This window comes from Streptomyces resistomycificus (assembly GCF_001514265.1).
GTDB lineage: Bacteria > Actinomycetota > Actinomycetes > Streptomycetales > Streptomycetaceae > Streptomyces > Streptomyces resistomycificus.
Genome location: NZ_KQ948992.1, coordinates 369,007 through 381,234, shown reverse-complemented (window position 1 = coordinate 381,234; position 12,228 = coordinate 369,007). Strand labels below are relative to the sequence as shown.

At 71.0% G+C, this 12,228-nt stretch carries 9 protein-coding genes and 1 pseudogene; 6 read left to right on the top strand and 4 right to left on the bottom strand.

What is annotated here, in order from left to right; all coding sequences use genetic code 11:
* Positions 1 to 57: 57 nt before the first annotated feature.
* A pseudogene (locus AQJ84_RS19980) lies at positions 58 to 2,295 on the top strand (family 43 glycosylhydrolase); the annotation flags it as partial.
* A gap of 163 nt (positions 2,296 to 2,458) precedes the next feature.
* Here AQJ84_RS19980 and AQJ84_RS19975 read toward each other — a convergent pair.
* From AQJ84_RS19975 to AQJ84_RS19960, 4 genes are all read right to left on the bottom strand, one after another.
* The gene (locus AQJ84_RS19975) at positions 2,459 to 3,043 is read right to left on the bottom strand and encodes a GNAT family N-acetyltransferase (protein ID WP_030039037.1); all 585 of its coding nucleotides are present in this window, start codon (positions 3,041 to 3,043) and stop codon (positions 2,459 to 2,461) included.
* Between the two features lie 174 nt (positions 3,044 to 3,217).
* Positions 3,218 to 3,484 carry a DUF6959 family protein gene (locus tag AQJ84_RS19970; RefSeq protein WP_030039036.1) on the bottom strand — a complete coding sequence of 89 codons (267 nt, stop codon included), beginning with the start codon at positions 3,482 to 3,484 and terminating at the stop codon, positions 3,218 to 3,220.
* Between the two features lie 117 nt (positions 3,485 to 3,601).
* On the bottom strand, positions 3,602 to 4,939 hold the full coding sequence (locus tag AQJ84_RS19965) for a hypothetical protein (protein ID WP_030039035.1): 1,338 nt from the start codon (positions 4,937 to 4,939) through the stop codon (positions 3,602 to 3,604).
* A 329-nt stretch (positions 4,940 to 5,268) separates the two neighbouring features.
* Positions 5,269 to 5,667: an amphi-Trp domain-containing protein gene (locus AQJ84_RS19960; protein WP_030039034.1), complete on the bottom strand. Its 399-nt coding sequence runs from the start codon at positions 5,665 to 5,667 to the stop codon at positions 5,269 to 5,271.
* A 461-nt stretch (positions 5,668 to 6,128) separates the two neighbouring features.
* On the opposite strand from AQJ84_RS19960, the gene AQJ84_RS19955 reads away from it, so the two are divergent.
* The 5 genes from AQJ84_RS19955 (at position 6,129) to AQJ84_RS19935 (ending at position 12,228) form a co-directional block, all read left to right on the top strand.
* A complete protein-coding gene (locus tag AQJ84_RS19955; protein WP_030039033.1) occupies positions 6,129 to 6,455 on the top strand; it encodes a carboxymuconolactone decarboxylase family protein in 327 nt (108 codons plus the stop codon).
* Between the two features lie 158 nt (positions 6,456 to 6,613).
* Positions 6,614 to 8,050, top strand: a complete 1,437-nt coding sequence (locus tag AQJ84_RS19950; RefSeq protein WP_053192817.1) for a DUF2252 domain-containing protein — start codon at positions 6,614 to 6,616, stop codon at positions 8,048 to 8,050.
* Between the two features lie 309 nt (positions 8,051 to 8,359).
* The gene (locus AQJ84_RS19945; RefSeq protein ID WP_053192824.1) at positions 8,360 to 11,005 is read left to right on the top strand and encodes a LuxR C-terminal-related transcriptional regulator; all 2,646 of its coding nucleotides are present in this window, start codon (positions 8,360 to 8,362) and stop codon (positions 11,003 to 11,005) included.
* A gap of 292 nt (positions 11,006 to 11,297) precedes the next feature.
* Entirely contained in the window at positions 11,298 to 11,495 is a 198-nt protein-coding gene (locus AQJ84_RS19940; RefSeq protein WP_030039028.1) for a hypothetical protein, read from the top strand.
* 265 nt (positions 11,496 to 11,760) lie between these two features.
* Positions 11,761 to 12,228, top strand: a complete 468-nt coding sequence (locus tag AQJ84_RS19935; protein ID WP_030039027.1) for an SHOCT domain-containing protein — start codon at positions 11,761 to 11,763, stop codon at positions 12,226 to 12,228.

Below are 12,228 nucleotides of genomic sequence, written 5' to 3'. Positions count from 1 at the left end.
TTCCGGCCGGGCGCTCTGGTCGCCGTAGCCCTCGCCTCGCTCCTGGCGGGCGTCCTCGGCCCGGCGGCCCCCGCCCAGGCGGCGGAGATCACCGACGGCCTGGCGCTCTGGTACAAACTCGACGCCACCTCGGGCACCGTGGCGGCTGACGCCTCGGGCAACGGCCGGAACGGCACCGTCAACGGCACCGCCGGCTGGGCGGGTGCGGGGGAAGGACTCACGTTCAACGGCTCCGACACCTACATCAAGGTGCCGGACAACATCATGAGCGGCATGAACGCGATCACCGTCTCGATGGACGTGCGGATCGACGCCGCCCAGGCCACGCCGTACTTCCTCTACGGTTTCGGCAACACCGCGAGCAGCGGCGCCGGCAACGGGTACCTGTTCACCACCGGCGACACGTTCCGGACCGCCATCGCCTCCGGGAACTCGTCCACCGAGCAGAACACCCGGACCTCCGCGGCTCTGCAGCGCTCGGTCTGGAAGCACGTCACCTACACCCAGACCGGCAACACGGGCGTCCTGTACGAGGACGGCGTGGAGAAGGCCCGCAACACGGCGGTCACCCTCACCCCCGGATCCATCGGGTCCGGCATCACCACGGCCAACTACATCGGCAAGTCGCTCTACACCAGCGACAAACTCTTCAAGGGCAGGATCCGCGACTTCCGGGTCTACAACCGCGCGCTGGCGCCCGGCGAGGTCCTCGACCTCAGCGGGAACACCACGGGCATCGGTGCGGCCACCCACCCCGCGCTGAAGATCGACGCCATCGTCGACGACGCCAACAGCAAGATCACCCTCCCGTTGACCGAGGGCACCGAACTCACCGCGCTCGCCCCGCAGTTCACCCTCGCCGACGGCGCGTCCATGAGCCCGGCCTCCGGCACCCCGCGGGACTTCACCCAGCCGCTCACCTACGAGGTGACCGGCCCCGCGGGCGACAAACGCACCTGGACGGTCGAGGCGCTGATCATGCGGAGTCCGGTCCTGCCGGGGCTCACCGCCGACCCGAACATCGTCAGGTTCGGCGACACCTTCTACATGTACCCGACCACCGACGGCTTCGCGGGCTGGAGCGGCACGAAGTTCAAGGCGTACTCCTCCAAGGACCTGGTCCACTGGACGGACCACGGCGTCATCCTGGACCTCGGACCCGACGTCAGCTGGGCCGACGCCCGCGCCTGGGCCCCGACGATGGCCGAGAAGAACGGGAAGTACTACTTCTACTACTCCGCCGACACGAACATCGGGGTCGCGGTCTCCGACTCGCCCACCGGCCCGTTCAAGGACCCGCTCGGCAAGCCGCTGATCGCCCGTGGTGCCTTCACCGGCCAGATGATCGACCCGGCGGTCTTCACCGACGACGACGGGAAGCGGTACCTCTACTGGGGCAACGGTCGGGCCTACGTAGTGCCGTTGAACGACGACATGGTCTCCTTCGACGCCTCCAAGGTCACCGACATCACCCCGAGCGGCTACAACGAGGGCACCTTCGTCATCAAGCGCAACGGCACCTACTACTTCACGTGGTCGGAGAACGACACCCGCGACGAGAACTACCGCGTCGCCTACGCCACCGGCTCCTCGCCCACCGGTCCCTGGACCAAGCGAGGCGTGATCCTGGAGAAGCGCCTCGACCTGGGCATCAAGGGGCCCGGCCATCACTCCGTGGTGCAGGTGCAGAACACCGACGACTGGTACATCGCCTACCACCGCTTCGCCATCCCCGGCGGCGACGGAACCCACCGCGAAACCACCGTCGACAAGCTGGAGTTCGACTCAGGCGGCCTGATCAAGAAGGTCGTGCCCACCCTGAGCAGCATCACCCCGGTCTCCGGCGGCGCCGCCCTGCCGACGCACACCAACCGCTCGCTCCAGTCGGTCAACTTCACCGGCCGCTACGCCGCCGTCCGGTCCGACAGCCTCGGCTACGTCGACCCGGTGACGTCCTCCAGCACCACGGCGGTCAAGCAGAGCGCCACCTTCACCATCGTCCCCGGCCTGGCCGACTCCACCTGCTACTCGTTCCGTGACTCGTCCGGCCGCTACCTGCGCCACAAGGACTACCGGATCCGCTTCGACGCGAACAACGGCACGGCCACCTTCAGCAAGGACGCCACCTTCTGCGCCCGGCCGGGCTCGGCCACCGGCTCGGTCAGCCTGGAGTCCTACAACTACCCCGGCCGCTACCTCCGCCACTACAACTTCGAGCTGCGCATCGACCCCTTCCAGGACAACGCCACCTTCCGCGCCGACAGTTCCTTCAAGGCGGTCAACCCCTGGGCCTGAACCCGTTCCCTCACTCACCCGCTGCCCCGCACGGCTACACCGTGCGGGGCGCCGCATCGTGGCGTGCCGAGCCGGCCATGAACGTCACCCGCAGCCGCCTTGGACGCCTCAACCGTCAAGGCTTCCTCACCCCACCTGGACGCGGCCTCTGCCGGAGACGGACTCAACGCCGTTCTTCGCGGGCTGGAATCGGCACGGCCGCCGGCCGCCACTCTCGCCTGATCAACCCGAACACCCACGAGTCGGATACCTCGCCGTTCACGACGCAGTCCTCCCGCAACGTCCCTTCACGCACGAATCCGATCTTCTCCAGGACCCGGGCGGATGCCACGTTGCGCGTATCGGTCTCGGCCTGAACCCGATTCAGGTCCAGTGTGTCGAACGCCCACCGCAGCACGGCGTGCGCGGCCTCCGTCGCGTAGCCGTGCCCCCACATCGCTTCGTCGAGGACGTAGCCCAACGACGCGCTGCGGTAGTCCGGGTTCCATCCGGTCAGACCGCACCAGCCGACGAAGGCCCCGTCAGAAGCGCGGTCGATGGCCACCCGGGCTCCGGTGCCTTCGTCCGCCACCTTCCGGCACATGCTGATGAAGCGTTCGGCGCGGGCCCGTTCGTCCCACGGCGGGGAGTCCCAGTAGCGCATCACGTGGGTGCTGCTGTGCAGGGCGAAGAGCATGTCCGCGTCGGCGTCGGTGAAGGGGCGCAGTCGCAGGCGAGCGGTGTGCAGTATGGGGGTGGCCAAAGTCATGCGCCCCATCTTGTGGCCCCATGGGGCGGGCGGAACACCGAATATCCGAAGTGACCTGGCTGACCGCCGCTACCGATCCGGCTCGGTCTGCGGATCAGGAGACCGGCCCTTCGCGCAGGTCAGCCCGCCAACGGTTCACGAATGACCGGGCTTCCCGAGTTGTTGGCCGGCAGCTCAGTACGGCCGCGGAATCCCGTGCTCGCCCAACGCGGCCTCGTACCGCGCCAGCAGGGCATCCAGGTTCGCCAGAAGAAGGCCGGCGGAGTCCCGGGCTTCATCCAGGGCGCCTCGCTCGCATGCCTCCGCCACTTCGGCCACGTCGCTGCGGAGGATGTGCAGGGAGTCGCCCTGCACCAGGATTCCGGGGAACCGTCTGCCGGGCAGGCGAACCACGGCGTCGTTGCCACCGTCGGTGAACAGTTCGGCCTCAATGCGTTCCATCGGACCATCCAACCTGACATCACCCGTCGGCATCAACGACCGTCCCCACACGCAGCCCTCGCCCACCCTGCCCTCGGCGACGCCGCATTGCCGTGCGGGCCCTCGGAGGGGAACCGTTCACTCGCCGGTCTGCGGCCGCTGTGCCACCCGCTCGGCGTCGGTGGTGGCGCGGCCGGTGGCGGCGAGGAGGGCGAGCAGCGCGAGCACGGCCAGCAGGATGACGACCAGCAGCAGGATGGTCAGGGCCGTCGGGTGGTTCCAGAGCGCGAAGACCAGGGCCACGATCAGCACGGCGGCCAGGGCGATCCACCGCCGGTGGGCCTGGGTCCAGGTGCCCACCCGGCCGGTGCGGACCTGGTGGGCGTACGCCCACTGGGCCGCGGAGCCCGCGGCGCGCTCGGACGTGCCCCGGATGGTGCGCGGGAGCCGTCCGGGGCCGATCAGGTAGGCGCCGAGCGCGATGACCACACCGAGCACGATGGCCGTGCGCAGGCTGACCCTCAGGAAGTGCAGCAGGGTGTCGAAGACGGCTGCCGCGGCGGCCTCCGACTGAACCTGGGGCGGGAGATGGTCCAGGTAGAAGCGGCGGGCGATGACCAGGACGATGGCCACGACCAGGCAGGCGAAGGCCGCGCCGAGAGCCGTGCGGGCCAGGGCACGGCGGCGCCGGTGGGCCAGCAGGACGCCGGCCGCGCCGATCACCACGACGATCACGGGAAACCAGTTCCCGATCACGTCCAGCAGGTGGGCGCCCTTGCGGATCTTCTCCAGCTCCTCGGACTGGAAGAGCACCATCTGCTTGTCGACCTCGGGGATCTTGGAGGCCGGGGACACGCCGGCGTCCACGAGCGCCTGTTTGACCTGTTCGACGGCTTCGCCGACGTCGAGGGTGACCGTCCCGCCCTCCACGCCGACCGCGCCGCGGCCCTCGCCGGTGAGCGCGTGCACGACCGCGCCGTGGGCGGCCCGGTTGGCGTTCGTCCAGATCCACTCGAAGCGGTTGCTCTGCACGAAACGGGTGGCCACCTTCTCGACCGTGTCGTTGACCGCGGAGTCGAGCTGCGGGCCCAGTCCCTTCACGGCCTGCGCGGCGCGGGGCGGCAGCCCCTGCGACTGCAGCCACGCGGCGATGTCAGCGGCGGCCCGGCTACCGTCCACCCGTACATCGGCGGCATGAGTGATGCGCCTGACCGCCGCGTCCTCGATCGCCGGATCCGAGGCCAGCGGCGAGACCGTCTCCACGTACCGGTCGGTGTCCAGCGCGATGTCGTGCACCCACACCGTGAGCAGGGCGACCGGCACCAGGATGCAGGTGAGCACGATGAGCACCGCCGAGGCGGTGTTTCGAGTGATGCGTACGGCCGCCGAGCCGTGCTCGGGTTCACTTCCGGCCGCGTCACCCGCACCCCCCTGTGAGGCGGCATCCGGCTCCGACGGCTCGTGCGGGCTGGTCATGGGGGCTCCAGGGCTCCTGGGTGAATTGCCTACCTCCCATTTCCGCCGCTCCACCGCGGGACGGCCCGCCCAGGTGGGCCGTACGGGCGAGAGGTGGTCGACCGCCCGGAGTGGTGACGCCGGCCCTCAGACGTCATGAAGTGGGCCAGGGGCGTCGGTGGTCGGCGATCGTCGGGCGTCGGTCGTCGGGCGTCGGTCGTCGGGCGTCGGTCGTCGGTCGTCGGTCGTCGGTCGTCGGTCCGTGGTCGGCGACATTCGGCGGCCGAGCGGCCGCGAGTCGGTGTGCGCCGAACAGGGCCCGGTGGTCGAAACGACGCCCTGACCCGGCCTCAGGGCTTCTTCGTGGCGGACCGCTTCACGCCCTTGCTCCCGCTGGTGCCCGTGCTGCCGCGCCCTGGCTTTGCGGGCGCGCCCTTCCGCGTTCCCGTCCGCGTCGCGGAGCCCTTGGTACCCGCGGTCTCCTTGGCACCCGCGGCCGTCCGCGACGGCGCTGTCCGGTTCGGTGCGGTCGGCCACTTGAACTCGATCTCCAGCTCGATCTCCCCGCTGCCGATCTCGACCTCCATCTCGCTGCGGAGGTCGTCGGGGATCCGCAGGCTCAGCGTTCCGGGGCCGAGTTCCAGTTCGGCCTCCCCGCCTTCCCGCAGCGCGGCTGCGAGTGCCGTGAGCTGGTCAGCCGCCTCAAGGCGTGACAGCGAGCGCTTCTGCTCGAACTTGAGGTCCTTCATGGGTGTCTCCGATCCGGATACGGCCAGGGTGACGACGGCCCGGAACGACGCGTAGGGACGGAATCCAAGGGGAGTTGGCGAGCATGGCCAGGCCGTCCAGCCCCGTCGTCGGCTCCTTCGTGTCGAACGACCCGCGCAACCGCGCCTTCACGTTCGGCGGTCGGGCTGGGCTACCTCCAATCTCGTCCTCTCGGGTTCGCCGCGCATGTCGGGGTGCCCGACGGGCGGTTCCCGATGACTAGTCCGCCTGCCGTCTGTGCAGGTCAAGGTGATGTCGTCGCGCTGACAGGCAATCGGCCTCCCGCCCGCCCTCCGCCATGGCTCGACGAACCACGGGCGTGCCATGCGCGAGGCCCGGATGGGTTCTACGGTTGGAGGCAGGGCCCCCACCTCTGCGGAACTCGGTTCTCTTTCCGCCTCCCACCCCCTCGGGCTCGTAACTCACCAGGAGGGCATGCGACATGTCCACTGCTTCCGACACCCCTGTCCTGGACACCCTCGCCGCCATGACGGTCGACTCGATCGAGCGATGCGGGCTGGCCCCGGACATGCTCCTGCTCACGCGTATCGCGGCGCTCGCCGCCTCGGACGCCCCGCCGATCTCCTACGCGGCCCATATCGACCCCGCGCTCAAGACCGGAGTGACCACCGACCAGCTGCAGGACGTCCTGGTCGCCATCGCACCCATCGTCGGCACCGCGCGCGTCATGACCGCAGCCGGCAACATCGCCGCGGCACTGGGCATCGCCATCGCCGTCGCCGATGCCCAGATCTCGGCCCAGGGCTGAGAGCAGCCGCCCACCCGGCATCGATGATCCGCGCGGCCGACCTCGGGCAGAAGGCAAGAGTCAAGGCCACAGAGTCAAGGCCACTGAGCTGCCCTTCTGTCCGATGTGCCCTGTGCCGGGCGCCCCCACGGCCGCAGGACCAGGCAGGAGGGTCTTCGATGTCCCAGAACGCGACCACGGCCATGCGCGCCGCACCCCACACCACGCCCGAGGACCGTGTGGCTCTCGGCAAGGAGGCGCGGCGCCGCTCGCCACGGTCGGGGCACGCCGTGTACCGGCCGTCTCCCGACCGGCCGGACCCGCTGGCGATCCTGGAGGCGCAGTCCGCGTCACGGGTGCCCGAACTCGTCCCGATCCGCTACGGCCGGATGCTGGAGTCCCCGTTCCGCTTCTACCGGGGCGCCGCCGCGATCATGGCGTCCGACCTGGCCGACAGCCCGCGCTCGGGGCTCACGGCCCAGCTGTGCGGGGACGCGCACCTGCTGAACTTCCGGCTGCTCGCCTCGCCGGAGCGGCAGTTGATGTTCGACATCAACGACTTCGACGAGACACTGCCGGGCCCCTGGGAGTGGGACGTCAAACGGCTCTCGGCGAGTCTCGTCATCGCGGGCCGGGCGAACGGCTTCGACGACGCCGAGCGCGCCCGCATCGTGAGCGCGACGGTCCGTTCCTACCGCGAGGCGATGATCCGCTTCGCGGGCACGGGCAACCTCGACGTCTGGTACGCGAAGATCGACGCGGACCTCCTCGAGACCCTGGCCACAGGCCGGCTCCACGCATCGAAGCGCGGGCAGAAGAACCTGGCCCGCGCCATGGCGAAAGCCCGCACCCGCGACAGCCTCCAGGCGTTCGACAAGCTCACCGAGACGGTCGACGGCCGTCCCAGGATCGCGGCGGATCCTCCTCTGCTCATCCCGGCCGGCGACCTGCTGCCCGACGTCGAACGCAGCGCCCTGGAGCGCCAGTTCCGCGGCCTGATCGAGCGCTACGGCCGCACGCTCGCCTCCGACCGGCGCACGCTCCTGGAGGACTACCGTCTGGCCGACGTCGCCCGCAAGGTGGTCGGCGTCGGCAGCGTCGGCACCCGATGCTGGATCTTCCTCCTCCTCGGCCGGGACGACCGCGACCCGCTGTTCCTCCAGGCCAAGGAGGCCGACACCTCCGTACTCGCCGCACACGTCGGCGTCAGCCGCTACCGCAACCAGGGCGAACGAGTCGTCTCGGGCCAGCGGCTGATGCAGGCCACCAGCGACATCTTCCTCGGCTGGGAGCGGGTGGACGGGTTCGACGGCAAACAACGCGACTTCTACGTCCGCCAGCTGCGCGACTGGAAGGGCATCGCCTTGCCGGAGCGGATGCGGCCGAAGGACATGCGGGCGTTCGGCGAACTGTGCGGGGTCACGCTGGCTCGTGCGCACGCGCGGTCCGGCGACCGCATCGCGATCGCCACCTACCTGGGCGGCGGTGACTCGTTCGACCGCGCACTCGCCACCTTCGCGGAGGCGTACGCCGACCAGAACGAACGCGACCACCAGGCTCTGGTCGACGCGGTGCGCGCGGGCCGTCTCCCCGCGGAGGAGCTGCCGGCGGCCTGACCCGGGAGAGGACACCCGGCCCGACCCGAACGCGCCCGAGGGCCCAGGCGCAGGAGCATAAGTGCTGGTGAACGGGCCAGTGGCCCGGCGTACCGCGCGCTGTGGCGGAGAGACTGGGATGCTGGAGCAGGGTGCGCCGCCCGTGACGTGACCCTGCGGACAGGGGTGATGAGCACCGTGGCCGAGACCGACGAGAACGCTCAGTCCCACGAGAACGCCCAGACCTACGAGAACGCTCAGTCCCACGTGAACGCCCGGACCGACGAGAACGCCCAGACCTACGAGAACGCCCAAGGTCCGACCGTTCCGATGGTTCCGGCCGTTCCGTGCGCCGATCCCCAGGGGAACCCCTTCCTGCGCACCCGGTTCGCTCTCCCGGCGAGGCCCGCCACGTTCCTGCGGCGGCAGCGGCTCCTCGACCATCTCGACCAAGCTCGCGGGACGCCGTTGACACTGGTCAACGGTGCGGCCGGGGCCGGCAAAACCGTGCTCGCCGCCGACTGGGCCGCCGGACTGCCGCCACCGCTCGCCTGGCTCACCGTCGAAGTGGGGGACCGGCGTCCCGGGGTGTTCTGGGCATACGTCCTTCAGGCCCTGCGCGCCTGCGGTGCCCCGGTATCCGACGCGGTCGGGGTCCCCGCGGACGCGAGCGGGGTGGACCACAGGCTGCTGGCAACGCTCGCCGCCGAGCTGAGCGATCGCGACCGGCCCGTGACCCTCGTGCTCGACGAGTACGACCGCGTGACCGACCCGGAGATCACGGAGCAGCTGGGTTTCGTCCTGCACCACGCCGGGCGTTGCCTGCGCCTCGTCCTGGTCACCCGCACCGAACCGCTGCTGCCGCTGCACCGTTACCGGGCGGCCGGCGAGCTGACGGAGATCCGCGCCGCCGAACTGGCCTTCACACCGGAGGAGGCCGTCGCACTCCTCGAGCTGCACGGTCTGAACCTTCCGGTCCACGCCGCGGGCGCCCTGGTGGACCGCACCCGGGGCTGGGCCGCCGGCCTGCGCCTGTCCGCCCTGGCCGCTCTGGAGAGCCCCGACCCTGAGCTCTACCTGAAGGAGTTCGAGGCGGACCGCAGTACGGTCGCGGACTTCCTGCTGGCCGAGGTCCTCAAGGCACAGCCGGAGGAGACACAGGACCTCCTGCTGCGTGTCAGCGTCCTGGAGCGTTTCTGTCCCGATCTGGCCAACGCACTGACCCTGCGGAGCGATGCCGAGCCCATTCTCGCCGGGCTGCACCGCGACAACGCGTTCGTCGAGCACCTCGGGCACTCGTGGTACCAGCTCCACCCGTTGTTCGGGGAGATACTCCGGGCCCATCTGCGTGAGCGCCTGCCCGGCCTGGATCCGGAACTCCACCGGCGGGCCGCGCGGTGGCTGCGTCGTTCCGGATTCCTGCCGGAGACACTCGCCCACGGGGCCGCCGCGGGCGACTGGGATTTCGCCGCCGGTGCCCTCGTCGACGACCTGGCGATCGGACAGCTCTTCACCGGCCTGTGCTCGGGTGACCTGACCGAGTTGTTCTCCCCCATGGGGTCCGAGGCCAGGAGTCCCGCGGCGGACCTCGTGCGCGCGGCCCGCGACCTGGCCCGGTACGACCTCGACCGCGGACTGGCCCACCTGCGCCACGCCGAGGAGCATCTGGCCGACGACGCGCCCCAGTCGGCGGCCGCCCAGCTGAGCTGTGCGCTGCTCGAGGCACTGGCCGCCCGACTGACCGGATGTCCCCCACGAGCCGAGAAGGCCGCCGAACAGGCCGATGAACTGCGGCAGAAGGTCCCGCCACACCTCCTGGGCAGGCATCCCGAACTCACAGCTCTCCTGCTGACCCATCTGGGCTCGGCCCGCCTGTGGGCCGGGCGTTTCGACGACGCGCGCACCGCCCTGACCGCGGCGGCCGACGCTCCCGGCGGGGCCTCCACCGTCCTGCCCCGGGAGGACTCGATGGAGCTCCTGGCCCTGCTCGACTATCTGAACGGCTGGCTCGGCCGGGCGGAGCGCAGGGCCCTGGCGACGGTGCCCGAGGTGGAGCGGGCCGGCCTGCCCCAGCCGTCCGGCTCCGGCATCGGGCAGCTGGTCCTGGCCGCCGTGGCCGTCGACCGCCATGAGCTGGACCGGGCCCAAGCCCTCCTCGACGAGTCGGCCCGGCTCCCCTCGGCAACGCGTGATCCGGTGACGGCGGCGGGACGGGCCCTCGCCACAGCTCGCCTCCTGTCGGTCAGGGGCAAGGCCCGAGCCGCCGTCGAGGCGGCGGCCCCGGCCGTCGCCGCCGCCGTGGTCTCACCCTGGGCGGCGGGCCATGAGGCGATCTTCGCCTCCGCCGCCCACCTGGCCGAAGGACGGCCGGACGAAGCCGCCGAGGTGCTCCAGGACGTCTCCGGCGACCAGCCGGCGTGTGCCGTGGAGGCCGCGGCGATCCAGGTTGCCGCGGGCCGTGCCGGGGCGGCCGTCGACCTGCTCGACAGCATCCGCGCCGGGGGCCGGCCCGGGCCGGCGGTGACCGTGAGGGCGGCGCTGGTGAGGGCTCAGGCCGCGGTGGGCGCGGGAGACACCGCCACCGCCCGCAAGCTCGTGGCGCACGCGCTCCTCGACGCTCGGCGGGACCGGCTGCGGCGTCCGTTCCTCGACGCGGGAGCGTGGATCCGGCCCCTCCTGGCCACGCCTCCGCTCCACGAGCTGGCAGCGGGCTGGCTCACGCCCGGCCGGCCGCGACACGGTGAGCAACCTAGGCCGGAGTCGCTGCCCCCGCCGCTCGTCGCGGTGGAGCTGAGCGGACGCGAGCGCGACGTCCTGGAGCGGCTGGCCCGGATGATGTCGACGGAGGAGGTCGCCGCCGACCTCTACGTGTCGGTGAACACGGTGAAGACCCACCTCAAGAGCGTCTACCGGAAGCTGGCGGTGAACCGGCGAGGCGACGCGGTGCGCCGCGCACGCGACCTCCGGCTGCTGTGACCGCGCGTCGGTGAGAGGTTCGGCTCCTCGCTCCGCACGGACCGGCCGCCACACGGTTCTGCCCGCCGCCGTCCCCCGTGGCGGGTGAGGCACGAGGCGCGTACGTCGTACGCGAGGGGCAGGAGCGGCGACGCGCCCACCCGGGGACCGGCCCACGCGCTGGTCCGTGGCGATCCGTCGCCAGGCCACGGGTCACCTGTACCGGGTGAGGTCCGAAGGAGCGCGAAGGCGCACGGTCGTAGGAGGGGGAATGCCGTCCGCCTGTCCCCGGCAGTCCATGGGAGGACAGCTCGTGCGCTACGAGATCCGAGTCGAGGGCCACCTGTCGGAAACGCTGGCCAAAGCCTTCCCGGAGCTGGGTCACGTGGTGATGTCCGGCCAGACCGTCCTGTTCGGCCCCGTCGTGGACGAAGCGCACCTGTACGGGCTGCTGGCACGCTGCCAGTCACTGGGACTGCGTGTCGTGGAGATGCGGCAGCTGCCGGAGTGACGGGACCGGAGGGTGTGCGGTGGCGGGCGGTGTGCCGTGCCGGGCGGTGTGCCGTGCCGGGCGGTGTGCCGTGCCGGGTATCGGACGGCCGCAGTCCCCCGCCGCACTCGGGCCGAACCCTGGTCCCGCCGCGCGGGAGCGCCCACCGACTTCCGGGCCGCCCGCAGGCTCACCCGCGTCGGGTGAGGCCATGCGGCCCTGACCGGTCCCACGCTGGGACAGCACGCAACGGCGGCCGGGCGAGCGCCCGGGACGGAGAAGAGACATGAGCGCGCAGACCTACCTGGCGTACGACTACCCCTTGCTGAGCGTCTTCTGGAGCATGCTCCTGTTCTTCCTGTGGATCATGTGGTTCGTCCTGCTCTTCCGCGTCGTCGTCGACATCTTCCGCGACGACGTGCTGAGCGGGTGGGCGAAAGCCGGCTGGCTGGTGTTCACCATCGTGCTGCCCTTCCTGGGCGTCTTCGTCTACGTGATCGCCCGCGGCAAGAACATGGGCCGCCGGGAGATGGCACAGGCCCGAGCACAGCAGGAAGCCTTCGACGCCCACATCAAGGAGGCCGCGGGCGGCATGGCTCGCCCCAGCAGCGCCGACGAGCTCGGCAAGCTGTCCGAGATCCGCGCCCGCGGCGACATCACGGACGAGGAGTTCCGCAGGGCGAAGGAACTGGTCCTGACCGGCCACGGCGCGGCGGAGCCCGCCGGCTCCACCGCCCGCACGCCCAGTCGCTGA

What these genes read in the sequence shown, in the direction of transcription:
- AQJ84_RS19975 (WP_030039037.1), bottom strand. Translation starts at nt 3,043, where the DNA reads ATGACTTTGGCCACCCCCATACTGCACACCGCTCGCCTGCGACTGCGC.
- AQJ84_RS19970 (WP_030039036.1), bottom strand. Translation starts at nt 3,484, where the DNA reads ATGGAACGCATTGAGGCCGAACTGTTCACCGACGGTGGCAACGACGCC.
- AQJ84_RS19965 (WP_030039035.1), bottom strand. Translation starts at nt 4,939, where the DNA reads ATGACCAGCCCGCACGAGCCGTCGGAGCCGGATGCCGCCTCACAGGGG.
- AQJ84_RS19960 (WP_030039034.1), bottom strand. Translation starts at nt 5,667, where the DNA reads ATGAAGGACCTCAAGTTCGAGCAGAAGCGCTCGCTGTCACGCCTTGAG.
- AQJ84_RS19955 (WP_030039033.1), top strand. Translation starts at nt 6,129, where the DNA reads ATGTCCACTGCTTCCGACACCCCTGTCCTGGACACCCTCGCCGCCATG.
- AQJ84_RS19950 (WP_053192817.1), top strand. Translation starts at nt 6,614, where the DNA reads ATGTCCCAGAACGCGACCACGGCCATGCGCGCCGCACCCCACACCACG.
- AQJ84_RS19945 (WP_053192824.1), top strand. Translation starts at nt 8,360, where the DNA reads ATGGTTCCGGCCGTTCCGTGCGCCGATCCCCAGGGGAACCCCTTCCTG.
- AQJ84_RS19935 (WP_030039027.1), top strand. Translation starts at nt 11,761, where the DNA reads ATGAGCGCGCAGACCTACCTGGCGTACGACTACCCCTTGCTGAGCGTC.